26 protein-coding genes are annotated in these 24,321 nt (G+C 60.4%); 16 read left to right on the top strand and 10 right to left on the bottom strand.

All coding sequences use genetic code 11. The features are described from left to right. Window positions 1-236: 236 nt before the first annotated feature. Both AKV04_RS20285 and AKV04_RS20290 read left to right on the top strand, forming a co-directional pair. The gene (locus AKV04_RS20285; protein WP_054008214.1) at window positions 237-2,468 is read left to right on the top strand and encodes a transglycosylase domain-containing protein; all 2,232 of its coding nucleotides are present in this window, start codon (window positions 237-239) and stop codon (window positions 2,466-2,468) included. Between the two features lie 185 nt (window positions 2,469-2,653). Further along, a complete protein-coding gene (locus AKV04_RS20290) occupies window positions 2,654-3,076 on the top strand; it encodes a VOC family protein (protein WP_054008512.1) in 423 nt (140 codons plus the stop codon). Between the two features lie 76 nt (window positions 3,077-3,152). On the opposite strand, the gene AKV04_RS20295 is transcribed toward AKV04_RS20290, so the two are convergent. Both AKV04_RS20295 and AKV04_RS20300 read right to left on the bottom strand, forming a co-directional pair. Next, window positions 3,153-3,764: an MlaC/ttg2D family ABC transporter substrate-binding protein gene (locus AKV04_RS20295; RefSeq protein WP_054008215.1), complete on the bottom strand. Its 612-nt coding sequence runs from the start codon at window positions 3,762-3,764 to the stop codon at window positions 3,153-3,155. After that, a complete protein-coding gene (locus AKV04_RS20300) occupies window positions 3,754-4,440 on the bottom strand; it encodes an MlaA family lipoprotein (RefSeq protein ID WP_235815719.1) in 687 nt (228 codons plus the stop codon). Before AKV04_RS20300 ends, AKV04_RS20295 begins: the two co-directional genes overlap by 11 nt. Window positions 4,441-4,725: 285 nt before the next feature. On the opposite strand from AKV04_RS20300, the gene AKV04_RS20305 reads away from it, so the two are divergent. From AKV04_RS20305 to AKV04_RS20330, 6 genes are all read left to right on the top strand, one after another. Then, a complete protein-coding gene (locus tag AKV04_RS20305; protein ID WP_054008513.1) occupies window positions 4,726-6,462 on the top strand; it encodes a type I secretion system permease/ATPase in 1,737 nt (578 codons plus the stop codon). Then, window positions 6,459-7,829 carry an HlyD family type I secretion periplasmic adaptor subunit gene (locus AKV04_RS20310; protein WP_082351767.1) on the top strand — a complete coding sequence of 457 codons (1,371 nt, stop codon included), beginning with the start codon at window positions 6,459-6,461 and terminating at the stop codon, window positions 7,827-7,829. Before AKV04_RS20305 ends, AKV04_RS20310 begins: the two co-directional genes overlap by 4 nt. Before the next feature lie 261 nt (window positions 7,830-8,090). After that, the gene (locus tag AKV04_RS20315) at window positions 8,091-8,552 is read left to right on the top strand and encodes a RidA family protein (protein WP_054008217.1); all 462 of its coding nucleotides are present in this window, start codon (window positions 8,091-8,093) and stop codon (window positions 8,550-8,552) included. Continuing rightward, entirely contained in the window at window positions 8,552-9,322 is a 771-nt protein-coding gene (locus AKV04_RS20320) for a glycerophosphodiester phosphodiesterase family protein (RefSeq protein ID WP_054008218.1), read from the top strand. The genes AKV04_RS20315 and AKV04_RS20320 overlap by 1 nt, the downstream gene beginning before the upstream one ends. A gap of 93 nt (window positions 9,323-9,415) precedes the next feature. Then, complete coding sequence (locus AKV04_RS20325; RefSeq protein WP_054008219.1) at window positions 9,416-10,564, top strand: GNAT family N-acetyltransferase; 1,149 nt, start codon at window positions 9,416-9,418, stop codon at window positions 10,562-10,564. An 11-nt stretch (window positions 10,565-10,575) separates the two neighbouring features. Beyond that, window positions 10,576-10,941, top strand: a complete 366-nt coding sequence (locus tag AKV04_RS20330; RefSeq protein ID WP_082351768.1) for a 4a-hydroxytetrahydrobiopterin dehydratase — start codon at window positions 10,576-10,578, stop codon at window positions 10,939-10,941. Window positions 10,942-10,991: 50 nt separating this feature from the next. On the opposite strand, the gene AKV04_RS20335 is transcribed toward AKV04_RS20330, so the two are convergent. Then, complete coding sequence (locus AKV04_RS20335; protein ID WP_054008220.1) at window positions 10,992-11,480, bottom strand: peroxiredoxin; 489 nt, start codon at window positions 11,478-11,480, stop codon at window positions 10,992-10,994. 78 nt (window positions 11,481-11,558) lie between these two features. On the opposite strand from AKV04_RS20335, the gene AKV04_RS20340 reads away from it, so the two are divergent. From AKV04_RS20340 to AKV04_RS20350, 3 genes are read left to right on the top strand one after another with little or no spacing between them, the layout of a single operon-like run. Continuing rightward, on the top strand, window positions 11,559-12,767 hold the full coding sequence (locus tag AKV04_RS20340; protein ID WP_054008221.1) for an NAD(P)/FAD-dependent oxidoreductase: 1,209 nt from the start codon (window positions 11,559-11,561) through the stop codon (window positions 12,765-12,767). Then, window positions 12,764-13,321 carry a 16S rRNA (guanine(966)-N(2))-methyltransferase RsmD gene (rsmD, locus tag AKV04_RS20345; protein ID WP_054008222.1) on the top strand — a complete coding sequence of 186 codons (558 nt, stop codon included), beginning with the start codon at window positions 12,764-12,766 and terminating at the stop codon, window positions 13,319-13,321. Before AKV04_RS20340 ends, rsmD begins: the two co-directional genes overlap by 4 nt. Then, window positions 13,318-13,956, top strand: coding sequence for an HAD family hydrolase (locus tag AKV04_RS20350; RefSeq protein ID WP_054008223.1), 639 nt, complete (start codon window positions 13,318-13,320; stop codon window positions 13,954-13,956). The genes rsmD and AKV04_RS20350 overlap by 4 nt, the downstream gene beginning before the upstream one ends. Before the next feature lie 8 nt (window positions 13,957-13,964). Here the strand turns inward: AKV04_RS20350 and map are convergent, their stop codons facing one another. After that, on the bottom strand, window positions 13,965-14,774 hold the full coding sequence (gene map, locus AKV04_RS20355; RefSeq protein ID WP_054008224.1) for a type I methionyl aminopeptidase: 810 nt from the start codon (window positions 14,772-14,774) through the stop codon (window positions 13,965-13,967). A gap of 176 nt (window positions 14,775-14,950) precedes the next feature. On the opposite strand from map, the gene AKV04_RS20360 reads away from it, so the two are divergent. From AKV04_RS20360 to AKV04_RS20370, 3 genes are read left to right on the top strand one after another with little or no spacing between them, the layout of a single operon-like run. Then, window positions 14,951-15,670 (top strand): competence/damage-inducible protein A, encoded by a 720-nt coding sequence (locus tag AKV04_RS20360; protein ID WP_054008225.1) that lies wholly within the window; start codon window positions 14,951-14,953, stop codon window positions 15,668-15,670. After that, window positions 15,667-16,374: a GNAT family N-acetyltransferase gene (locus tag AKV04_RS20365; RefSeq protein ID WP_054008226.1), complete on the top strand. Its 708-nt coding sequence runs from the start codon at window positions 15,667-15,669 to the stop codon at window positions 16,372-16,374. Before AKV04_RS20360 ends, AKV04_RS20365 begins: the two co-directional genes overlap by 4 nt. A 20-nt stretch (window positions 16,375-16,394) precedes the next feature. Further along, window positions 16,395-17,390 carry an OmpA family protein gene (locus AKV04_RS20370; protein WP_162232920.1) on the top strand — a complete coding sequence of 332 codons (996 nt, stop codon included), beginning with the start codon at window positions 16,395-16,397 and terminating at the stop codon, window positions 17,388-17,390. A gap of 45 nt (window positions 17,391-17,435) precedes the next feature. Here AKV04_RS20370 and AKV04_RS20375 read toward each other — a convergent pair whose 3' ends face one another. The 3 genes from AKV04_RS20375 to AKV04_RS25780 all read right to left on the bottom strand — a co-directional run bounded on the left by AKV04_RS20375 (window position 17,436) and on the right by AKV04_RS25780 (window position 19,995). Beyond that, entirely contained in the window at window positions 17,436-18,341 is a 906-nt protein-coding gene (locus tag AKV04_RS20375) for a LysR family transcriptional regulator (protein WP_054008228.1), read from the bottom strand. 154 nt (window positions 18,342-18,495) lie between these two features. Continuing rightward, entirely contained in the window at window positions 18,496-19,572 is a 1,077-nt protein-coding gene (locus AKV04_RS20380; RefSeq protein WP_054008229.1) for a sensor histidine kinase, read from the bottom strand. Between the two features lie 249 nt (window positions 19,573-19,821). Further along, a complete protein-coding gene (locus AKV04_RS25780) occupies window positions 19,822-19,995 on the bottom strand; it encodes a DUF1328 domain-containing protein (protein ID WP_082351770.1) in 174 nt (57 codons plus the stop codon). A 368-nt stretch (window positions 19,996-20,363) separates the two neighbouring features. On the opposite strand from AKV04_RS25780, the gene AKV04_RS20390 reads away from it, so the two are divergent. Both AKV04_RS20390 and AKV04_RS20395 read left to right on the top strand, forming a co-directional pair. Next, entirely contained in the window at window positions 20,364-20,891 is a 528-nt protein-coding gene (locus AKV04_RS20390; RefSeq protein ID WP_156317713.1) for a hypothetical protein, read from the top strand. A 38-nt stretch (window positions 20,892-20,929) separates the two neighbouring features. After that, window positions 20,930-21,733 carry a hypothetical protein gene (locus tag AKV04_RS20395; RefSeq protein ID WP_156317715.1) on the top strand — a complete coding sequence of 268 codons (804 nt, stop codon included), beginning with the start codon at window positions 20,930-20,932 and terminating at the stop codon, window positions 21,731-21,733. Between the two features lie 86 nt (window positions 21,734-21,819). Here the strand turns inward: AKV04_RS20395 and AKV04_RS20400 are convergent, their stop codons facing one another. The 3 genes from AKV04_RS20400 to AKV04_RS20410 are packed head-to-tail and all read right to left on the bottom strand — an operon-like array spanning window position 21,820 to window position 24,310. Then, window positions 21,820-23,559, bottom strand: a complete 1,740-nt coding sequence (locus AKV04_RS20400) for a sensor histidine kinase (protein WP_054008233.1) — start codon at window positions 23,557-23,559, stop codon at window positions 21,820-21,822. After that, complete coding sequence (locus AKV04_RS20405; RefSeq protein ID WP_054008234.1) at window positions 23,556-24,131, bottom strand: RNA polymerase sigma factor; 576 nt, start codon at window positions 24,129-24,131, stop codon at window positions 23,556-23,558. Before AKV04_RS20405 ends, AKV04_RS20400 begins: the two co-directional genes overlap by 4 nt. Beyond that, window positions 24,128-24,310, bottom strand: coding sequence for a NepR family anti-sigma factor (locus tag AKV04_RS20410; RefSeq protein WP_054008235.1), 183 nt, complete (start codon window positions 24,308-24,310; stop codon window positions 24,128-24,130). Before AKV04_RS20410 ends, AKV04_RS20405 begins: the two co-directional genes overlap by 4 nt. Between the last annotated feature and the right edge of the window lie 11 nt (window positions 24,311-24,321).

Here is a 24,321-nt window from a genome sequence, read left to right on the forward strand (position 1 = left end):
TCCCAAGGCCCTTGACGACCCTCACTCGTGATCAGGCGGCCTTCGCACCTGCAGCACAAGTTTCAGATGGCGTAAAAATTGGGCGCAGGGGGTCATTGCCCAATATTTAATCACTGCTTCACGCCTGCGATGCAAATTTAAGCGGCAAGGAACCGCGAATCGCCCGTACCGCCGCTTCGCATTTCCCGGTGAACCGAGTAGAGTGGTAAAAACCGCTTAAAAGGGCAAAAACAGGCATGGCGACATCGGGCAAAGGCGGCAAATCGCTGGTGGCAGACCGGCGGTATATCGCGCAAAAAGCGGCTACCACAGGCGGGCGCGGCACCCCGCCGCCGCGCACACCCGCGCCGCGCAAGGCAGCGCCGCGTCGGTCAGGCAATCTGCTCACCCGCTTCATCTCGGGCATCTGGCGGATCATCTGGGGCACGTTCTGGCGCGTTGGCGCGGTGTGCGGCATGGTGCTGGCGGGCATCGTGTTCTATTTCTACCAGCAGCTACCCCCAGTGAACGCGCTGCTCGACGGCCGCGCCAAAGGCTCGGTCACCCTCTTAGACCGCAACGACACCGTCTTCGCTTGGCGGGGTGAAACCTTCGGCGGCCAGATCACCGCCGACACCGTCTCGCCCTACCTGCTGCACGCCGTCATCGCGACCGAAGACAAACGCTTCTACCAACACTTCGGCGTCAGCCCCCGCGGCATCGCCTCGGCGATCAGCATCAACTTGGCCGCAGGGCGCGGCCCGCTCGAAGGCAACGGCGGCTCGACCATCACCCAACAGGTCGCGAAACTGCTGTGCCTCGGCGTGCCCTATGACCCGAAACAGTGGAAGTCAGAGGCTGATTATGAAGCCGACTGTCGCGGAGGCGGCGTCAAGCGCAAGCTGAAAGAGATCCCCTATGCCATTGCGATGGAAGCGAAATACACCAAAGAAGAAATCCTGACGATCTACTTCAACCGCGCCTATCTGGGTGCCGGCGCGCGCGGGTTTGAAGCCGCAGCCCAGCGCTATTTCGGCACCTCGGCCAATGACCTGACCCCGGCTCAAGCCGCGATGCTGGCAGGCCTGTTGAAAGCCCCGTCGAAATACGCCCCCACCAACAGCCTGAAACGCGCACAAGACCGCGCCGATGTGATCATCGACCTGATGTTGGAACAGGGTTATCTCACCGCCGAAGAAGCCGCCAACGCCCATGCGCATCCGGCCCAGCTGTCCGAAGCCGCACAAACCAAATCCGGCGGCTTCTTCGCTGACTGGGTGATGGAAACCGCGCCGGATTTCCTGACCTCGACCACAACCGAAGACGTGATCATGCGCACCACGCTGGATCAGAAACTGCAAAAGGATGCTGAAGACGCCCTCGCTTGGGTGTTCGACAACAAGGTCGCCAAAGGCTCGAAAGCCCAAGCCGCGATTGTGGTGATGAGCGCCGACGGCGCCGTGCGTGCCATGGTCGGCGGGCGCAAAACCGAAAACGCAGGCGCGTTCAACCGCGCGACGCAAGCGCTGCGCCAGACCGGATCCTCGTTCAAACCCTTCGTCTACGCCGCAGCGCTAGATCTCGGCTGGTCGCCTTCGGATTATGTCGAGGATGTGCCGCTCACCCTGCATATTCCCGGCTCTGGCGCTTGGACACCGGACAACTACGACAAAAAATTCAAAGGCTTGATCACCCTGACCCAAGCCTTGGAAGAAAGCCGCAACATCCCCGCCGTCCGCGTCTCGGAAGCGGTCGGGCGTGAAGCCGTTGCAAAGGTCGCCAAAGGCTTCGGCATCCTGAACGACATCGCTCCCGGCCCGGCGCTGGCACTCGGGGCCTCGGAATCCACCCTGATTGAGATGACCGGGGCCTATGCGGGCATCCTCAACGGCGGCTCTGCCGTGACGCCCTACGGACTGGTTGAACTCAAACTCAAGGGCGAAGAAGAAAGCCTGATGGGCGCGGGCGGCGGTATTGGCGAGCGAGTGATTTCAGAAAACGCTGCCAAACTGCTCACCTTCATGATGTCCAAGGTTGTTGAGAGTGGCACCGGCACGCGCGCCCGCCTTGATGGCCGCCCAGCTGCAGGCAAAACCGGCACCACCAGCGCGGCCCGCGATGCCTGGTTCATCGGCTTCACCGCCGATTACGTCACCGGCGTCTGGATTGGCTATGATGACAATACGCCGCTAAAAGGTGTCACCGGCGGCGGCCTGCCCGCCGAGATTTGGCACGAGGTGATGACCCGCGTTGAAGACGGCGTGCCTGTCAGCGAACTGCCGTTGATCGTGCCGGAATACCGCGCGCCGCCAAACGCGGGCAATGCGTCAAACCAGCCGATTGATCCGAACGCCGAATTTCCACAAGATCCAGCCTTTCAAGACCCTGCTTATCAGCAACAGCCCGCAGAACCCTCTGTGCCGCTGATGAACCCCAGCGATGATCAGGTTGAGGCTTTGCTGAAAGACATCCTGAAAAGCGGCAACTGAGAGATGGACGCACGGGCTTGATCCCGAGCGCCAGGCTGGCTTATCCTGCCCCTGTCTGAAACAGGTTAGGCGTGGGAAGGTTGGCCCGCCCCCCGGCGACAGCCGGGTCCTTCCGTCACAAACGTGACGGCCCAAGACTATCAAGGCGCGCGCATCCTGCGCGTGCCGATAGGAAGGGTATGAACATGAAACCACGCATTTCCGTTGTCACACTGGGCGTTGCCGATCTTGAACGCGCGCTACGCTTTTATCGCGATGGACTTGGCCTTGCCACCGAAGGCATCGTCGGTCGCGAATTTGAGCATGGCGCAGTGGCATTCTTCGATCTGTCGAGCGGGCTGAGACTGGCGATCTGGGCGCAAGATGACATTGCCCATGACACCGGGTTGCCCAAGCAGCCGATCAGCCCCACCGCCTTCACCCTCGGCCACAACGTCCTTCAACGCGAGGAGGTTGATGCAATCCTCGCCGCGGCGCAGCGCGCTGGTGCCGAACTCATCAAGCCCGCGCAAGACACGTTCTACGGCGGCTATGCTGGTTATTTTCGCGACCCAGACGGGCATCTATGGGAGATCGTTTGGAACCCCGAGATGCTCCCGCAAGACTAAGCCCGCGCGAGACGCGCCAACAAATCAGGCGCATCCCTCACGGGATGCGCCTGATTTTTAGCAGAAAATGCCCGGCTCAGGCGGTTTTCAAATCGACGATCAGCTTGTCGATATTACCACCGCGCTTGTCCAGCATCGCGCCGATTTCGGTGCGCTCAGACGCCAGCATATTCACGCCTTCAATGATGATGTTGAAGAACAGGTTGCGGCCCGATTTATCCGACACATGCCAGCGCAGATCGAACGGCGCTTGGCCTTTCAGATGGGCGACCGAGATCACCTCGTAATAGCTTTTGATCGGACGGGCGTCGGTGACTTCAATCGAGCCGCCAATAAACTCGCGGAAGCGCGCGCCATATTTGCGGCTGATATAGCCCTGAAAAGCCTTGGTAAAGCTGGCCATCTGCGCAGAAGACGCCTTCTTGGCAGCAACCCCCAAGGCCGAGCGTGCAATCGTCGGAACGTCTGCGTAACGGCTGAAAATCCGCTCAAAATCGCCATACATCGCGGTTTGCGATTTGCCGCTGGCAATCGTGGTGTTGATCTCGGCCACCGCTTTGCCGATCATGTCCTTGGCATCATCCACCGTCAAAGCCAGCGAAGGCAGCGGCAAAGCCAGCGCCACCGAGCCCAAAGCAAAGCCAGCCGCAAAGCGGCGACGTGACATCATGGAATGGTTATTGTGCATAGGGGTCCTCAAAGCTTGCATCCGATGGGGCTTCGCCCAGCGTATAGTGTCGGTTTTGCAGATACAGCAGGCGGGCCTGCGCATAGGGGTCTGCACTGTCATATAGGATCGAATCCACCGTATCGCTATGGCGCGCGCGTGATCCAATCTTATCAATCACCTTCGCGCCGGTCACATAGTCACTTTCCGGTGATTTGATCAGGAAGCGCAGCGGATTGATCGCATAATCCACCGCGATGCCCACCGTGTCACGCTCGGTCGACGGGCCAAGGATCGGCAACATCTGATAATTGCCCTCGCCCACGCCCCAGACATACAGCGTCTCGCCAAAGTCGGTTTCCTGCGCAGGCAACCCCAAAGCGGTCGAGGGGTCAAATAACCCACCGATCCCCGCCGTGGTGTTCACGCCAAAGCGTAGGGTATTGCGCGCCGCGCGCATCAACCGCCCCTGCAACACGTTGTTCACAATATCGCCGGGGGTATCCAAGTTCGCCGCAAAGTTATGCACCCCCGTCAAAATCGGCCCCCGCCCACTGCCCGCCACGCCCGACACCGGCTGCAAAACCGCCTTGTCGACCGCGACGTTGAACGCGAACACTTTACGGTTAAACCCCTCCGCCGGATCGTTCACCGCATCTGAAACCGGCGCTTTGGCACAACCTGCCACCGCCAGCATTAATGCAATCCCAACACAACCAATGCTAAATCGGCTTATTGTTTCAGAAAGAGATGGAATCACTTGCGCCATACTTCTACATTCCCGCCGAGGTTTACGCGCCTAACATAGATTTTGTCTGTGAAAGACAAGCGATAAGCGGCGCAGCGATCTAAGACAACGGCCAAACGTGGCCAAGGGGTGACGCTGGATGTTTTCCGCCGATCCTTTTGGCTGTAAAAATGGGCTGCGGGACAAAAACAGGCTGCAAAGTGAAGCAGGCTGCGGGCAGGAACGGAGATGGCGATGAGCCAAACAGACAACCGTCGCGGGGAAGCAGAGCTTCGCGCGGCACGGGCCGATCAACGCGGCCTCTTGTGGGCCGTCGCTTTGTTCTCGGTCTTCGCCAACGCCTTGCAACTCACCGGCTCGCTCTACATGCTGCAGGTCTACGACCGCGTGCTGGGTTCGCGCTCCGTGGCCACCCTCGTCGCGCTGTCGGTGCTGGTGACCTTCCTATTCCTCGCCCTTGGCATCCTCGACAACGTCCGCGCCCGCGTCATGGCCCGCATCGGTGCCAAAATGCAGGATCGGCTTGACCGCCGCGTATTCTCCGCCGCGATGCGCCGCCTGACCCTGCAACCGAACGAGCCCACCGCCATCGCCGCCCAGCGCGACCTTGAAGCGATCCAACGGCTCTGGGCCTCGCCCGTCCTACTGGCTCTGTTCGACCTGCCGTTCATGCCGCTGTTTTTCATCGCGATTTACATTTTTCACCCCTATCTGTTCCTGCTCTCGCTCGTCGGCGGCATCATCTTGGTGATCGTCACCATCCTGAACCAACGCCTCACCCTCGCGCCCCTGACCCGCACCAATAACCTTACCCTCGGGGCCGAGCGGATGTCCGACCTGATCAAGGGCGAATCCGAAACCGTGCAGGCCCTCGGCATGACCACCGCCACCTTTGACCGCTGGCAAAAAGCCCGCGGCGCGGCCCTTGCCGCCAGTATCAAGGCAGGTGATCTTGCGGGCAGTTTCGGCGGCATCAGCAAAACCTTCCGCGTCTTCCTGCAATCGGCGATGCTGGGCCTTGGCGCTTACCTGGTGCTGCAAGGCCAACTCTCCTCGGGCGCGATGATCGCAGGCTCCATCCTGATGGGCCGCGCTTTGTCGCCGATCGAGCAAGTCATCGGTCAATGGGCCATCATCACCCGCGCCCAAGAAGCCAACCGCCGCCTGTCCGACCTACTGACCAAAATGCCCGAAGAACCGCCGCGCACCGCTTTGCCGCACCCTAAGGCCATTCTCGAAGCACAAAACCTCACCGTCATTCCGCCGGGCGAGCAGCAAGCCGTGCTGCGCGCCATCAACTTCCGGCTAGAGCCCGGCCAAGCCCTCGGCGTGATCGGGCCGTCCGGCGCTGGCAAATCCACCCTTGCCCGGGCTTTGATCGGGGTGTGGAAGCCCGCAGGCGGCAAAGTCCGCCTCGATGGCGCGACGCTGGATCAATACGACCCCGACATCCTCGGCAGCTATGTCGGCTACCTGCCGCAGCGCATCACTCTGTTTGACGGCACGATTGCCGAGAACATCGCCCGCCTGCAAGACCACGCCGATGCCACCAAGATCGTCGATGCCGCCAAACGCGCCGCAGCACATGAGATGATCATCAAACTGCCCGAAGGCTACGACACCCGCATCAGCCAGATCGGCGGTCGGCTGTCTGGTGGCCAAATCCAGCGCATCGGCCTCGCCCGTGCCCTCTACAACAACCCGGTGATCCTTGTGCTGGACGAGCCGAACTCCAACCTCGACAATGACGGCACCATTGCGCTGAACACCGCGATCCGCACCACCAAAGAGGCAGGCGGTGCGGTGCTGATCATGGCGCACCGCCCCGCCGCCATTCAGGAATGTGAACTGCTCTTGGTGCTGGAAGACGGCATGCGCCGCGCCTTCGGCCCCCGCGATGCCGTGCTGCGTGAGATGGTGAAAAACCACAGCCAGATCACCCAAGCGACAGCACCCGGAGGCGTATCATGACCCACCTTCCCGCTGAACGCCCGCATGGCACAGAACTGCAAAAAATAGCCGCGAAAAACCCGCCCTCCACCCTTGCCCCGGCTTGGTCGGCTCGCCGTCCGGTGATCATCGGCCTGACCACCGTAGCGCTTCTGGTGTTCGGCTTCGGCGGCTGGTCGCTGACCACCGAAATCGACGGTGCCATCGTCGCCAATGGCCAGCTTGAGGTCGAGCAGAACAAACAGATCGTCAACCACCCCGATGGCGGCGTTGTCGCCGAAATCGCAGTGAAAGAGGCGCAAGCCGTGAAAGCAGACGATCTTCTGATCCGCCTCGACGGCAGCCTGCTGCAATCGGAACTCGCCATCGTCGAAGGTCAGCTGTTTGAAATGCTGGCGCGCAAAGCCCGTCTGGAAGCCGAGCGTGACGACAAAGACGCGCCCAGCTTTACGGGTGAAATCTTCGAACTTGCCAAAACCCGCGCCGATGTCGCCGAACAGATCGAAGGCCAGCGCAACCTGTTTTTCGCCCGCAAAGAAAGCCTCGCGCGGCAAGGCGATCAATTGGTCAAGCGCGGCGGTCAAATCGCCTCGCAGATCGAAGGCATCAATGCCCAGATTGACGCTTTGAAACAACAGCTTGCCCTGATCGAACAAGAACTGATCGCGCAGCAAACCCTGCTCGACAAGGGCCTCGCGCAATCCAGCCGCGTGCTGGAGCTAGAGCGCAACAAGGCCTCCCTGCAAGGCAGCATGGGTGAGTTGATCGCCTCCAAAGCGCAAGCCGAAGGTCGTGGCACCGAGATTGATCTGGAAGTTTTGCGCTTGGCCGCAGTGCGTCGCGAAGAAGCCAGCACCCAGCTGCGCGATCTCGGGCCGCAAGCGCTGGAACTGGTCGAACGCCGCCGCGCTTTGATCGAGCGCATCGCCCGGTTGGACATTCGCGCCCCGGTGTCGGGGCTGGTTTTGGGCCTGCAAGTCACCTCGCCGCGCTCGGTTCTGCGCGCGGCAGAACCCGTGCTTTACATCATCCCGCAAGACCGCCCCTTGGTGATCACCGCACAAATCCAGCCGATCCATATCGACGAAGTCCATGTCGGCCAACGCGTCCGCCTCGCCTTTCCGGCGTTTTCGGCCCGCACCACGCCGGAAATCTTTGGCCATGTCGCCACGATCTCCGCCGATGCTTTGATCGATCAGCGCACCCAAGCCAGCTATTTCCGCGCCGAGATCCTGCTGGATGATGGCGAGTTGGCCAAACTGAAAACCCAAACCCTGCTGCCCGGTATGCCGGTGGAAGCCTTTATCGAGACCGGCGCGCGCTCGCCGATGAGTTACCTTCTGAAGCCGTTCACCGATTACTTCAAACTGGCGTTCCGCGAGGGCTGATTTATTCCGAGCTAGCGCTCTGCTGCATCAAAGCCGGGGGTTTCACACCCCCGGACCCCCGTGGGATATTTGCGCACAGAGGATGACCGAAAGACTGGGATATGCGCTGAATATACGGTAAATCGTTAAAGATCCCTTAACGGCACCATATCAACGCATTGATATAAAACACATAAAAAAGGTCCCGAGTTGGGACCAAGCAAGCCTTGCCCCCGCCCCCGCCCACAGGTAGCCTGCCGCAAATCCAGTCAGGAGCCGAAAATGTCCAGCATCGAATCCCGCCTCGCCGAGCTTAACGTCACCCTCCCCGACGCCCCCGCCCCGGCCGCGAACTATGTCCCCTTCGTGCAGGTCGGAAACCTCGTCCATATCTCAGGCCAGATCAGCCAAACTTCGGCTGGCCTGATCAAAGGCAAACTCGGCGCTGATGTGACCATCGAAGCCGGGGCCGAAGCCGCGAAAGCCTGCGCGATCTCGCTGCTGGCGCAGCTGAAGAAAGCCTGCGGCGGCGATCTTTCCCGGGTGGTCCGGGCGGTGAAATTGACAGGCTTCGTCAACTCCACCGCCGATTTCACCGACCAACCCAAGGTGATCAACGGCGCATCCGATTTCCTCGTCGCAGCCTTGGGTGACGCAGGCCGCCACGCCCGCTCCGCCGTCTCCGCCGCCTCGCTCCCCTTCGGCGTCGCGGTGGAAATCGAAGGCATCTTCGAGATCAACTGATGCGCGGTCCCTTGCCTGCGGCGTTCCTAAACGCCCCCCTCGCCCACCGCGCCTATCATGATCGTAGTTTGGGTCGCCCCGAAAACTCTCGGGGGGCGATTACGGCTGCGATTACGGCAGGCTACGGCATCGAGATTGATCTGCAACTGTCCAGCGATGGGGTTGCGATGGTGTTCCATGATGAGGCGCTCGATCGTCTCACCACCCACACTGGCCTGATCAAACACAACACCGCCGCAGCCCTCGCCCAGATCAAACTGCGCGACAGCGAGGAAACTATCCCCACGCTGGCCGAAATCCTTGCCCTCGTCGCGGGCCGCACCCCCCTGCTGATCGAGATCAAAGACCAGACCGACACCATGTCAGCCACCGATGGCCGCTTGGAATCCGCCACCGCCACCCTGCTTGCAACCTACCAAGGCCCGGTCGCCGTGATGTCGTTCAACCCGCATTCCATCGCCCATATGGCCCGCCTCGCGCCACAAATCCCGCGCGGCCTCACCACCTCGGCCTATGACCCCGCCGACTGGGCCCCCCTCGCCGCCACAACCTGCGACCGCCTGCGCGCCATCCCCGATTACGACCGCACCCTCTCCAGCTTCATCAGCCACGAAGCCGCCGACCTCAGCCGCCCCCGCGTGGCTGATCTGAAATGCCAAGGCGCCGCAATTTTGTGCTGGACGATCCGCAGCCCTGCGGCTGAAGCCGAAGCCCGCAAAATTGCGCAGAATATCACCTTTGAAACCTACGCCGCCGCGCTGCCCGCTTGACGAAATCCGCTGCCAACCCATCTTCTCAGCGGCAGCAATACTCTCGGGGGTCTGGGGCCAAACGGCCCCCAGCCTTACCGTAAACACAGGCGGATGATGCAAGCAGAGCTTCTCAACGGCATGTCTGACCTGACGGCGGCAGAGTGGGATGCGCTCGCCTGCCCCGAACCGGGCCGCCCGCTTGACCCCTTCACCACGCATCGGTTTTTATCCGCGCTGGACCGCTCGCATTCCACCGGGAAAGGCACCGGCTGGCAGCCGCACCCGCTGATCCTGCGCGATGAAAGCCCCGTCGCCGCCCTGCCGCTTTACGTCAAATCCCACAGTCAGGGCGAGTATATCTTTGACCACGGTTGGGCGCAGGCGTTGGAGCGCGCTGGCGGCAGCTACTACCCGAAACTGCAAGTGGCCGTGCCGTTCACGCCAGCGTCCGGGCGGCGGTTTCTGGGTGATCGCGCCCTACGGGAGACCCTGCTGGAGGCCGCCATTGGCCTCACCGATCAGAACAACCTATCCTCCCTGCACATCACCTTCTGCACCGAAGATGAGGCGGAATCACTGGCGGGCAAACACGGCTTGCTGCACCGGATCACCCAACAATTTCATTGGGAAAATCGCGGCTACGCGGGCTTTGGTGATTTCCTTGCTGACCTGTCCAGCCGCAAGCGCAAGATGATCCGCAAGGAACGCGAAACCGCCCGCGCCTCTGGCCTTACCATCCGCACCCTGACCGGAGATCAGATCGAAGCCGCGCATTGGGATGCGTTCTGGATTTTCTATCAAGACACCGGCAGCCGCAAATGGGGCACACCCTATCTGACCCGCGCCTTCTTCGATGAAATCCAATCCACGATGCGCGACGATGTGCTGCTGGTGCTGGCGTTCAATGGCGAGACCCCGGTGGCGGGCGCGCTGAATTTCATCGGCCGCGACACGCTTTATGGCCGCTATTGGGGCTGCATCGAGGATCACCCCTGCCTGCATTTTGAACTCTGCTACTATCAGGCCATCGACTGGGCGATCAGCCACGGCCTGTCGCGGGTTGAAGCGGGTGCGCAGGGTGAACACAAACTCGCGCGCGGCTATCTGCCGATGCCGGTGCATTCGCTGCACTATATTGCAGATCGGTCTTTCCGTAACGCCGTGGCGCGGTATCTTGTGGAAGAACGCCGCACGGTGGACGAAGAAATTGAAGTGCTGACCGCTTACGGCCCATTCCGCCGGGTAGACTCGGAAGATTGAAAGGAAGAACCATGGCTGAGCTGTTAAGCACCGAAGACCGCGCCGCTTTGCCCGCTTTGGGCGAAACCGGATGGGGGGCCGTTCCAGACCGCGATGCGATCCGCAAAGTTTGGAAATTCAAGAATTTTTCCGAAGCCTGGGGCTTTATGGCCCGCGCGGCTTTGGCGGCAGAAAAGCTGAACCATCACCCGGAATGGTCGAACAAATTCAATATCGTCGATGTCACGCTGGTCACCCATGACTGCAAGGGCCTATCGGCCTTGGACATCAGCTTGGCCAAACAAATGGACAAAATCGCAGGCAGCGCCGAGGTAATCCACAACCATTCCGAGCCGATTTCCTGCCTGTGTGAAACCCGCGCAAACCGTATCGTCTAAGGTTTGCGGCTCTGCATTCACATAGGCATGAATGCAGAGTCGCATTGGTGTCAGATCGCTGCCAGCATCGCTTCGCCACCGGAAATCTCGCAACCGCCACCCGGCAGTTCGACATGCAGCACCTTGACCACACCATCCACAGCATAAAGCGCATAGCGTTTCGAGCGGTCAAAGAACCCTACCGCCGGGGCGGAAAACTCCATACCCACCGCTTTGGTGAAGCTGGCATCGACGTCCGCCGCCATGGTGATCCCGGCCGCATTGGCCCCGGTCGAATCGCCCCAAGCTTTCATCACAAACGCGTCGTTGACCGAAAGACAGATCACCTCATCCACGCCTTTGGCTGCCAATTTTTCGCGGGTGCGGATGAAACTGGGCACATGGGCCGTGGTGCAGGTGCTGGTATACGCGCCGGGAAGCCCGAAGATCACCACGTTGCGCCCGGCGAGCCTTGACGCCAGTGACACCGCCTCCGGCCCATTTCCGCCCATAACCTGCACAGATGCATCCGGCAGTTTGGCCCCAACAGAAATCGTCATAATCTATCCCTCTCGCGTTGCGTTACCTGTCCTGCGGGATATAGGGTCCGCGCAAACATTCGACCAGAGGGAGTGCGCATGACGGACGTGGTTGTAATCGGGGCCGGGCAGGCCGGGGCCGCATTGGTGGCAAAATTGCGCGCATTGGGGCATCAGGGCAGCATCACTTTGATCGGGGAGGAAACCGCACCGCCCTATCAGCGCCCGCCTTTGTCCAAGGCCTATCTGCTGGGCGAGATGGAGGAAGAGCGGCTGTGGCTGCGCGGCCCGGATTTCTACACCGAACATGGCATCACCTTGAAACTGGGGCATAAAGTCTCGGCGATTGAACCGATCACCCGCAAGGTGATGATTGGCAATGACGTGGTCCCCTATGACGAGCTGGTGCTGACCACTGGATCGTATCCCCGGCGCTTGCCCAGCAATATCGGCGGCGATCTGGCCGGAATTTACACCGTGCGCAGTCTGGCCGACGTGGATGCGATGAAGCCCGAATTCGCAGCCGGACGGCGTTTGGTGGTGATTGGCGGCGGCTATATTGGGCTTGAGGCGGCAGCGGTTGGCGCGAAACTTGGCCTTGATGTAACGGTGGTCGAGATGGCACCGCGAATCCTGCAACGGGTGGCGGCACCCGAAACCAGCGATTATTTCCGCGCCTTGCATACAGCACACGGGGTGAAAATCCTCGAATCGACGGGGCTTGAGAAGATCTTGGGCGAGGGCCACGTTTCGGGCGTGCGTCTGACCGATGGTTCGGAGATGCCCGCCGATTTCATCATCGCGGGTGTTGGGATTTTGCCCGGCACCGGGCTGGCTGAGGCTGCCGGTCTGGCGATTGAGAACGGTATCAAAACCGACGAATACGGCCGCACCTCGGACCCGCATATCTGGTCGGCAGGCGATTGCGCCAGCTTTCCTCACAAGGGTGGGCGTTGGCGGCTGGAATCGGTCGGCAATGCGATTGATCAGGCCGAAATCGTTGCCGAAAACATCATGGGCGCGGGCAAGATCTATGAGGCAGCACCGTGGTTCTGGTCGGATCAATACGACTGCAAACTTCAAATCGCCGGGCTGAATGTGGGCTATGATAACATCGTCACGCGCGGCCCGGATGGCGACAGTGTCAGCTTCTGGTATTTCCAGGGAGATACCCTGCTCGCCGTCGATGCGATGAATGATCCGCGCGCGTATATGGTGGGCAAGCGATTGATTGAAAACGGAAAATCTCCATCTAAAGCCGCTTTGAAAGACCCCGCGACCGAGATGAAATCGCTGCTGAAAGCATGAGGATCATCGGCGGTAGCGCCCGGGGCCTGCATCTGACTCCGGTGGGGATCGGTGACGCGCAAGCGCATCTGCGCCCCACCTCGGATCGCGTGCGCGAGTCGATTTTCAACCTGCTGATCAACGGCGGTTATGGCAATCCGCTGCGCGATGCCCGCGTGCTCGATGTGTTCGCGGGCACGGGGGCGCTGGGTTTGGAGGCTTTGTCGCGGGGGGCATCCTCGGCGGTGTTTCTCGAAAACGGCGTGGCGGCAACCGCCCTGCTAAAGCGCAATATCGCGCTGATGCGGGCGGAAACGCGTGCGGAAATCCTGCGCCGCGATGCAACCAAGCCGGGGCTCAATCCGGGTGCAGCCTTCGAGGTGATTTTCCTCGACCCACCCTATGGCAAAGCGATGGGAGAGGCGGCCTTGCTGGCCTTAGCCCCATGGCTGGCCCCAGAAGCTCTTGTTATCTGGGAGGAAAGCACAAAGCCAATCCCCCCCGCCGGATTTGAACCCCTTGATCAACGCAAATACGGCGACACACTTGTCACCCTGCTGAAAGCGCCTGCATGACTCCCAAAGCTGTGATTTTCGACTGTGATGGCGTGGTCGTCGATAGTGAACCGATGCTGTTTGATCTGCTGGCTGCCGATCTTACGCAGCATGGCCTGCCGATGGCAGTGGAGAGCCTGCACCACATCTTCCTTGGCATGACCCTGCAAGGCCTACGCGACAAAGCCAACACGATGGGCGCGCGCTTGCCCGCCGATTGGTGCGATGATTTCTACGCCCGGCTTTATACCAAACTGACGCTGGGCACGCCGCTGGTGCCGGGGATTTTGGCCGTGTTGGATGCGCTGGACGCGGCGAGGATTCCCTATGCGATGGGCTCGAACGGTTCGGCGGAAAAGATGCAGATCACCTTGGGGCAGCACGGATTGATTGCGCGCTTTAAGGGGCTGTTTTCAGGGCAAACTTTGGGAAAACCCAAGCCTGCACCCGACCTATACCTGCACGCGGCGGCGGCCTTGGGCGTTGATCCCAGCGACTGCATTGTGATCGAAGACAGCCCAACTGGCGCGCGCGCAGCCCAAGCCGCAGGGATGCGCTGTATGGGCTATGCACCGCAGGGCAGCGCGACACTGGCGGCTGAGGGTGCGGTTCTTTTCAGCGATATGAAAGACTTACCAACGCTGTTGGGGCTTTAGCCCGGCGATCAACCCCAAGTCGGATGGAACTTGCCTGCTGGGGACAAAGTGAAAATCTCGCACCCCGTCGCCGTCACCCCGACCGAATGCTCAAACTGCGCTGACAGCGATTTATCGCGCGTCACCGCCGTCCAGTCATCGGCCAGCACTTTGGTTTCGGGACGGCCCAGATTAACCATCGGCTCGATGGTGAAAATCATGCCTTCCTCCAGCACCGCCCCAGTGCCCGGACGTCCATAATGCAGCACATTCGGCGGCGCGTGGAATACCCGGCCAAGCCCGTGACCGCAGAAATCGCGCACCACTGACATGCGGTTGGCTTCGACATAGCTTTGAATGGCATAGCCAATATCGCCAAAGGTATTGCCCGGCTTCACCGCGGCAATCCCGCGCATCAGCGACTCGTGCGTCACTTCAATCAACCGCTCGGCCTTGCGCGGCACAGCGCCCGCCACATACATCCGCGAGGTATCGCCGAACCAGCCGTCGACGATCACCGTGACATCGACGTTCAAAATATCGCCATCCGCCAAGATCTTAGCGCCGGGAATACCGTGGCAGACCACATGGTTGACGCTGATACACGAAGCGTGTTGATAGCCCTTGTAGCCGATCGTCGCCGAAACCACGCCACGCCGCTCAATCTCCTCACGGATGAAATCGTCAATCACTGCTGTGGTCACGCCCGGCTTGATATATTCTGCAACCATATCAAGGATTTCCGCAGCGCATCGCCCGGCCGCGTGCATGCCTGCGAAATCCGCATCTTCATAGATGCGGATGCCATTCTTGGTGACGCGGCCACGGATATCTTCCACGGGTAATCCTCCGGTTTGGCCTTAAATAAGCGATGCGCAGCGGCTTTGCCAGAGGTGGAGTGCGCTGCGATCACGCGAGTGTCTCATCTGTGAAGGTCCCCAATCTGTGAAGACAGCCCTCTGGCCTGTTGCCCCGGCTTTGCCCTATGCTTGGCCGCAAGAGAAGGAGCGTCCAAATGCCCAACCCCACAGCCGCGATGCTGGTAATCGGCGATGAAATCCTGTCGGGCCGCACCCGCGATTCAAACCTGCATTACATTGCCTGTGAGTTGACCAAGCACGGCATCACTTTGGCCGAGGCGCGGGTGGTGGCGGATGATCATGCCGAGATTATAGCTGCGGTGCAGGCTTTGTCGGCCAAGTATGATCACCTGTTCACCTCTGGCGGCATTGGCCCGACACATGACGATATTACCGCTGATGCCATAGCCGCCGCGTTTCAGACCCCGATCACCCACCGCGCCGATGCGATGGCGTTGATGAGCGCGCACTACGAACGCCAAGGCCTGCCGTTCAACGAGGCGCGGCAGCGCATGGCGCGGATACCCGATGGCGCGGTGCTGATCGAAAATCCGGTGTCGATTGCGCCGGGGTTTACGCTGGAGAATGTGCATGTGATGGCCGGGGTGCCGAAGATATTCGAGGCGATGCTGGCCTCGGTTTTGCCCACCCTGACAGGCGGTCCGCCACTGCTCAGCCAGAACCTGAGGGTCTTGCGGGGAGAGGGCGAAATTGCCGCCGATTTTGGCGCACTGGCCGCCGAATTTCCCAATCTGTCGATGGGGTCTTATCCGTTCACCCAAAACGGCGCGTATGGCACCAATCTGGTGATCAGGGGCATCGATCCGGGGCAGGTCAGTGCGGCGATGCTGCGGCTGACGGAGTTGTTTGGATGACGCCAGAACAGCTTTTGTCGGTGATGGAAGCCACTTGGGGCCCAGCCTCTGCCACCCGGCAGGGGCCTTGGACCATTCGCAATGGCTTGGGCGGCGGCAAACGTGTGTCAGCAACAACTGCCGAGGGCGATTGGCAAGACACCGATATTCCGCAGGCCGAGGCCGCGATGGTGGCGCTAAATCAGCCCGCGCTGTTTTTAATCCGCGCAGGTGATGGCTTACTTGATCAGGCCCTGATGGCGCGCGGCTATCGCATTGTTGATCCGGTGGTGGCCTATGCCGCCCCGCTTGCGACACTGCCGCAGGCACCCGATCCTATGACCACTTTCCCGCATTGGCCGCCGATGGCGATTGCCGCCGATCTGTGGGCCGAGGGCGGTATCGGCCCGGCGCGACTTGCGGTGATGGACCGGGTACAGGGGCCAAAAACCGTCATATTTGGGCGCGCGCAGGACCGTGCGGCGGGCACAGCGTTTGTCGCGATCCATCAAAACATCGCCATGCTACACGCGTTAGAGGTCACACCCAGCCAGCGTCGGCAGGGTTCCGCGCACAATATCTTGCGTGCAGCGGCGGCTTGGGCGCAAGCCAATGGGGCGGATACGCTGTCTTTGGTGGTGACTGTCGCCAATGATCCGGCGCGCAGGCTTTATGCTTCCTTGGGGATGCAGGCTGTGGGACAATATCACTATCGACAGAAATGAGCCCAGCAGAGGCCAGACCCTTGAAAACTTGCCCGTTCCGAGTGGCTACTTACCTCGCAGCCTTCCTGTCAGCCGCTTCTGCACAGGCGGCACCGCAGTTGAAACTGCAATTCCCCAGCCCATCCGAGACAACCTTGCAACGCAGCGAAGCCCTAGCCTCGTTTCGCCTTGCCGTCGGCCCCTACAAGAGTGGTGAGATTGCCACCGAACTGACCGAAGGGGCTTTAGATCAAACCGCGTGGCGTATCGCGATGCCGGGGTCTTCGACGCTGGAGATGATCCAGACTCTGCGGGCACAAATTGCAGCAGCTGGCTTCAAGGTGATCTTTGAATGTGAGACCGAAGCCTGCGGCGGCTATGATTTTCGCTATGGCACCGAGGTGGTGGCCGAACCCGATATGCATGTCGATCTGGGCGATTTTCGCTATCTGGCGGCAGAACGCATCGGGCCAGACGGCAAAGAATATCTCGGTCTGATGGTCAGCAAATCGCCCGAAAATGGCTTTGTGCAACTGACCCGGATTGGCGGTGCGGCGGCGATGCAACTGGTGGCTTCGACCAAATCGACCGAACCACCGAAGCCTGCCACCTTCGCGCTGAAGCCGACCTCCCCCGTGACTACGCCCGAAGCCAGCACCGATCTGGACAAAACCCTTGATCTTGGTCAGTCGCTGGTGCTGGAAGATCTTGTGTTTGGCTCGGGCTCCTCGGCGCTCAGCGACGGCACTTATGCGTCGCTTACCGCGCTGGCGGGCTGGTTGCAGGCCAATCCGACCAAAGCGATCACGCTGGTCGGCCATACCGATGGCTCGGGCGGGCTTTCGAGCAACATCGCGCTGTCGAAAAAACGCGCGGACAGCGTGCGGCAAAACCTGATTGCGCAATATGGCGTGACGGCGGGCCAAGTCAGCGCCAATGGCGTCGGCCCGCTCGCACCGCGGTCCAGCAATCTGACCCCCGACGGCCAGCAGCAAAACCGAAGAGTCGAGGTGGTACTCACCTCGACCCCAGAGTAATCATCGCACCATTTACAAACCTGTGTTGGCGCTAAGGGTCTGATCTCACCAGGTATCCGGGCCTTTATCCAGATAGCGGCGCGCCAGGAAGTCGATGAAGGCACGCACTTTCGGCTGAGTGAAACGCCCCGGCGGATAGACCGCATAGATGCCAAGAGTTTCGACTGGCAGGCCGGGAATGGCCTCTTCGACCTGACCGCTTTTCATCGCATCAGCATAAAGGAAGCTGGGCAGATAGGCGATGCCTAGCCCGGAAATCGCCGCATTCAGCAGGCTTTGACCGTCGTTCACCGTCAACCATCCCGCCGTGCGCACTTGCCGCTTTTCGCCCGAAGGGGCCGAGACTTTCCACACATTGCCGTTGGCTTGGTTGGAATAATGCAGCAGCTTGTGATCGTTCAGATCGTCAATTTTCAATGGCCGGCCATATTTCTGGAAATACGACGGGCTGCCGATCATCCGCTTGGTGGTGTCGGTCAGCTTGCGGGCGCGCAGACTGCTGTCCTCTAGGTCGCCAACCCGAATGGCCATATCAAAGCCCTCAGAAATCAGCTCCACATAGCGGTTGTTCAGCACCATGTTGACGGTGATGTCGGGGTATTCCAGCAGGAAATCCCCCAAAATCGGCGACAACAGGTTAACGCCAAAATCCGTGGCAACCGAGATCCGCAGCAGGCCCGAAGGCGCCGATTGCATCGAGGTCACCAAGGCATCCGCCTCGCCCGCATCGTTCAAGACCCGCCGGGCGCGGTCGTAATAAGCAAGGCCGATCTCGGTTGGAGAGACGCGGCGGGTGGTGCGGTTCAGAAGCCTCGCACCAAGGCGAGCCTCCAGCGCGGAGACATGTTTCGAAACGGCAGATTTCGAAATCCCCATCTTCTTCGCAGCATCTGTAAAGCCGCCTTGGTCTACGACCGTGGCAAAGGCTTCCATTTCAGTAAGTCGGTCCATTGTTTTCCCCAAGCGAGCAGAGTGGGCAGATGTGACCTTATTGATCGCCAAATCGGGCAGGATCGGGGCGCGCTTGCGTTCTATGCGGGGTATTACTGCGCATCGTTGATGGCACGGAAACACCGGAACAAGGGATTAGCTGCGCGAACCTGCCTTAATTCTCAAACTGCAGCCGCGAAATCGCGCCACCATCGGGTGCATTGAACAGGCTCAACTTGCCCGAAAGCTGCAAGGCAAACTGCCGCGCAATGCTGATCCCTAGGCTTTTCGAGGTTTCCACATCAAAGTCCTCGGGCACACCTTTGCCAGAATCATGCACATCCAGCGTCACCAGATGCCCGCCACCCTCACGCGGCTCCTGCGACAATGAGATCGTGATCACCACCGCAGCGGCTTCCGGGCCCGCGCTGTGCTCCACCGCGTTCATCAGCAATTCGCTGACGATCAGCCCGAGGGGGATCGCCTTTTCATGCGCCACCTGCACCGGGTTCAGCTGAAACTTCAGCGTTACATTGACCCCAGCGCCCGCCGCGTCGATGGTATCCGCTGCCATATCCTGAATGAAATCCGCCACCGCGACTGATTGGAGATTCGGCGAGTGCAACCGACGTTGCAGCCGCGAAATTGTGTCAATCCGCACCTGCGCCACCTTTAGCACCTGCTTGGCCTCGGCATCCTTGGTCTGCCCCGCCTGAAGGCGCAAAAGCGCCGCCACGGTCGCCAGATTGTTTGACACCCGATGCTGCAATTCTGAAAACATCAGCGCACTGGATGTCGCCAGATCATCACTGCGCTGTTGCGCCGCCCTCAGCCGCAGCAAGGCTTGCTTCACCGCGCTGATCAGCAAAATCTCGGTCAGCACAACCAAGGTGTAAAACCCCATCGCCACCGCAGACGCGCCGTTCAGGCTAAGGCTTTCCATCGGCGCGATGAAGAAATAGCGCGCGGCCAAACCGCTGGCCACCGCCACCACCACCCCGGCCCGCACCGAAGCGAACGCCGAGGTCAGCAGTACCGCCGGAAAGAATGTCAAAAATGGAAACCCCGGTGGCAGAATAGGGTCACAGAGGAAGCGCGCATACAAAGCCAGCGCAAATCCACTGGCCGCAAAAGCAACCTCATACCACAGGCTCCGTTTGGCCAATGTCATCTCGGTGACCCGCGCCAACATACCCTGCGGCGCATCGCCTTGAGTCGGCCAAACCTGTGAGGGGGTTTCGATCCCGGCCATTGCCCGATTACCTTGTATCTACAGCCGCTTCCCATGCGCGTCTTGTCGCATACATGGGATAAAATCTGCCACTTGCAAATAACATACGTCGGTTTTCGAAATAACGCAGGTCAACTCTTGGCGGAGTTCCGTCTGCAGGCCACACTTCGCTGAAATACTCTGAAATACGCAAAAAAAAGACCGCAGGGCGCGCCTGCGGTCTGAGGTGGCCTCCAGGGACAAGAAGGCAGGGAAGATCCGAAAACCCAGTCAGAGTCGCGATTTGCCGTTCAAAAGCCGCGCGATCAGCGAAATCACGAACAGGGCAATGAAGATGAAGAACAGTATCTTAGCGATACCGGCAGAGGTGCCAGCGATGCCGCCAAAGCCCAAAGCGGCGGCGATCAATGCGATGACAAGGAACGTAAGGGCCCAGCTCAGCATGGTGTTTCTCCTGTAAGATTTGACAGCTGTAAGATTTAGCGGCGCGTTGCAGGGGCTGTCGTGGATATGATGGTGAACCAACCCGCGCCGCAGGCTCTGGTTCCCGGCTATTTTGCGGCTCGCCAAATTGGCAAACGGTGGAATTTTCAACTGGCCCGATTTTTTCGGGAACCAATCCAAAGCCGCCTGCGTTGTTCCGGCAGAGATACGGTGGACGGCACAGCTATGGGTTTCGTGCCCAAACCTGAGCCAACCTGTATCCCAGTGGCAGGGCCAGCCTTGCTGCTGTCGTTTCAAACTGGATCTGCTGCCTGATCGTCTGGGGCCTCTCCAGACGCCGGGCCGCGCTATGAGACAAAGGACAAATGATGAACGCGAACACCCTGAAAGACACCGTCTCAAACGCAAAAAATGCCGCTGATGAGGCCGTCGACAATGCGACCGATAAAGTATCGCAGATGAGCCGCAAGGCGCGCGACACTGCGACCGAGGCTTTGGATGACGCGAAAGACATTGGCCAAACCGCCGCGCGCAAGCTGAAAGCACAGGCCGCCGAGGCTGCCGCTGCTGCCGAAGATCGTCTCGATGACCTCAGCGATGCGGCGCAATCGGGCTTCCGTTCGGCCAAATCCAAGCTTGCGGATGGCAGTGATCGTCTGGCCAAAGCGCTGCACGACGCGGCGGATGGCACGCGGGCGGCTTCGGGCCGGGTGGTTGAGGCTGTGTCGGACGTGGCCGATCATCTGCGCGCAGACTCACTCAGCGATCTGGTCAGCAGCACCAAAGCTTACGCGCGCCGTCACCCCGGCATCGTCGCCGCGGGTGCCGCTGTGCTTGGCTTTGCGTTCGCGCATTTGATCCAATCGCAGGCCCGCAATCGCAACCGTCGCGGATGAGCCTGCACAGAATAGGCCCAACGAAATAGGAGAGCCTGATGCGAATGGATAATCTTGAACCCGATCTGATCGAGCGCCAGCTCCAGAAAGATCGTGCGGCGCTGAAAGCCTCGCTGACAGCCCTTGGCGACCGTTTCACTCTGCAAGGCGTTGGCGGTGATCTGCTGAGCCATGCGCAAACGCTTGGCAACGTCGCCCGCGCCAACCCGGTGCTGGTCTCGGTGGCAGGGGCCGGTCTGGCGTGGTATCTGCTGCGCCGCAGCGCTGCCACATCCGAGACGGACGGCCTCAGTGGCACCGCTTATGAGGCTCAGGCGCGCTGGGAAGACGAAGGCGGCCCGACCCAACCGCTCGAAGACGATGATTTCGACTGGATCGCAGAGGCCGAAGCCCTACGGGCGCAAGCCAATGCCAGCCTGCACAAGCTAGAGGCGCTGGCGCTGGACGGTCTTGAATACGCCAAACAGCGCGCGGCCGTGTTGGCCGATCTGGCCCGCGATGTGCGCAAAGCCATGCGCCGGGGCTTGGATCAGCTTTCCACCGCCGCACAGGATCGTATTCTGGCGGCACGCGAAGCGGCCTATGAGGCGCAGCTTTCCTTGCGCGCTTCGACCGCCAAGGCGATCAACGATCACCCGGTCGCCATCACCGGTGCGGCTTTGGCGCTGGGGGCTGCGGTTTCGGCAGCTTTGCTGCGCCGCCCTGCGTATGACCGAAAATTGGCGCAAGAACGCGATCGTTTGCTGGCAGAAACCCGGCGTCTGCTCGCGCATGAACGCCGCCGCGCCAATGAGGCGATGGACATTCTGGCCGGAAGCCGCAGCCTGCGTAACTCCTCGTAGCGCAGACTGAGCCTTTCAGGCCCGAAAAGGCGTCGCTGTCGCAAGACAGCGACGTTTCTTTTTGTCTGCTATCAACTGAACATGGCCTAAGGCTCAAAGCCTTCGCGGATCGGGAAATCCACCGTCACATCCACCGCTTCGGGCGTGTTGGCGACACTGACCGCGCCGCCGATCTGCTGGGCAAAACCGCGCACCAACTGGGTGCCAATCGCAGTAGGCGTCGGTTGATCCGAAGCCGCCGTGCCCAAACTCGCCGGACCTTTGATATGCAGCCGCGCCTTTTGCTGCCCCTCCAACAGCCGCAGCGACACCTCAACCTGCCCCATCTGTGCTTCACTCGCAGGCATCCCCGCCAGCAATTCAGTCAACAACAGTGCAAGCGGCACAGCCTGATCCGGGATCAGTTGAATCGGCTCAAAATCCGTGGCGATCGGCGTTCTTTTGCTGGTCGGCTTGCCCATGCCGCTGATCTGCCGGATCACCCCGGAAAACAGCGCGTCCATCTTAACGTCTTTCTGCCCCGCGGTCTCATAGAGCCCCATATGCACCGTCGCCAAGGCCATCACCCGATCATGCAGCCCCTCTAGGATATTGCGCACTGCGATTGTTTTTTCCTGCCGGATGTGAATCCGCATGATCGACGCAATCAGCTGCAAGCTGTTGCCGGTGCGGTGATGCACCTCGCGCAAAAGGATTTCTTTTTGTCGCACGATGTTCTCGAGCTCGGCTTCTTCGTGCAGGATGGTCTCTGTCAAAACCGCATAGGACCGCCCGAGTTCGATGATCTCCGCCGGGCTGCCCTTCAGATCCAGCACCACCCGCTTGCGATCCCCACCGGCAAATGCGGTCATTGCACTGCCCAAATGCCGCATGTGGCGCGCCACCAATGTCTCAGCCCCCAGCAGCGCCACGCACATCGCGGCCAGCCACATCAACAGCGGAAACAGATAGGGGCTGATGTTATAGCCCAGCACGATCACGCTTTCGGCGCGGCTCCATGACCCCAGCACGAATAACCCGTCAGCCATCGGCACCACCGAGAAAATCCGCTGCTCACCGCCCACAGTCCGAGCTAGGAATGTCTGCGCCCCGCCTGCGGCCAGATCCTGCAGCGATTTGTCAATCGGAACGCTGAACGGTGCATTCCCCAGACCGACGGAGGAGGTCAGCACCGTGCCGTCGCCATCAAAGGTCAGCAAAGCCAAAGGGTCGCGCGGGCTGGCATCGGCCACAACGATGCCAACATCCTCAAGCGCCTTATGCGGCATCGACGCCGAAATAAACCCGATCCGCGCGCCAGTGGCATCATAGACCGGATGCGACACCCCCAACACCGAAACCCCCGAAACCGGCCCCTTCGGGTTGACCGAAAAGCCGGGGTGATCCAGCGTGGCCACCCTTGGAAACCGCGGATTGGTGGAAAAATCAAAGTCCTTCCCGGTCGAGGCGCAGGTCATTTTGCCCGACAGCGGCACATAGGCCACCAAAGACAGCGCAGGCTCTTGTGCCGCCACCGCCGCCATCAAACGCCGACAGGCAGCAGTATCGGCCAAAACCGGCCCCACGCTCTGCGCCAAAGTCGCCACCATCACCTGCGCCGATTGGATCAGCCGAATCTCCGGTGCCGCCGCGCGGGTGGTTTCATCCATGATCGCCAGATTGGCCCGTTGATCGGATTCGCTGTTGGCGGCCTGCGTTTGCACCAGACCCAAAAACCCCAGTGGCAGCATCGCCACCGCCGCCATCAACGCCAAGCGCGCGCCAAGCCGTTGGTAAAACGGCGGGCGCGCGTCAGAAAACTGCGGTGGTGGGGCCGCTTCTGTCATCCCATCGCGGCCGCAGCCCGCCCGATCACCGCATCGGTGACGGCATCGACGCCCGAGAACATGCCCTCGCCCTCTGCCAGACCCAGCAGATGCGCCAACCGCTTGCGCGCCCGCGACGCCCGGCTTTTCACCGTGCCCGCCGCCACACCCATCATCGCGGCGGCTTCTTCGGTGGTAAACCCCGAGGCCCCGACAAGAATCAACACCTCGCGGTGTTCATCCGACAAGGTATCAAAAGCGCGCAGAAAATCGGTGAAGGCCATACGCCCGTCGTGATCGGGCTTTACACTCAGGGTGGCGGCATGGGCACCATCCGGGTCGGCAACTTCGCGACGGGATTTGCGCAAGGACGAATAATAGGTGTTGCGCAGAATGGTGAACAACCAGGCCTGCAAATTGCTGCCGCGCTGGAATTTGTCGATACCGGCCCAAGCCTTCAGAATGGTTTCCTGCACCAAATCATCCGCCGCCGTGACATTGCGCGTCAGGCTGATCGCAAAAGCGCGCAGCGGGCGCAGATGCTCGACCAACTGGTCGCGCGGATCAATATCCGAAGCCGCAGCGAGGTTCATTTCTGCACCCCGTTCTGCTGCGCCTCTTTATCTTTCAACTGCTGCAACAACAGCTTAAAGCGGTCCGGCACCTCCTCGACCAGCGCCGATTGGTACACCCGCTTGAGGTTTTCTTCGATTTGAGCCTTGATCTGATCAATCTGACCATCCTGCTCCGGTTTCGATCCCTGATTATGCATTTTCACAATTT

Origin of the sequence: Cypionkella psychrotolerans, from assembly GCF_001294535.1 — a bacterium.
Lineage (GTDB): Bacteria > Pseudomonadota > Alphaproteobacteria > Rhodobacterales > Rhodobacteraceae > Cypionkella > Cypionkella psychrotolerans.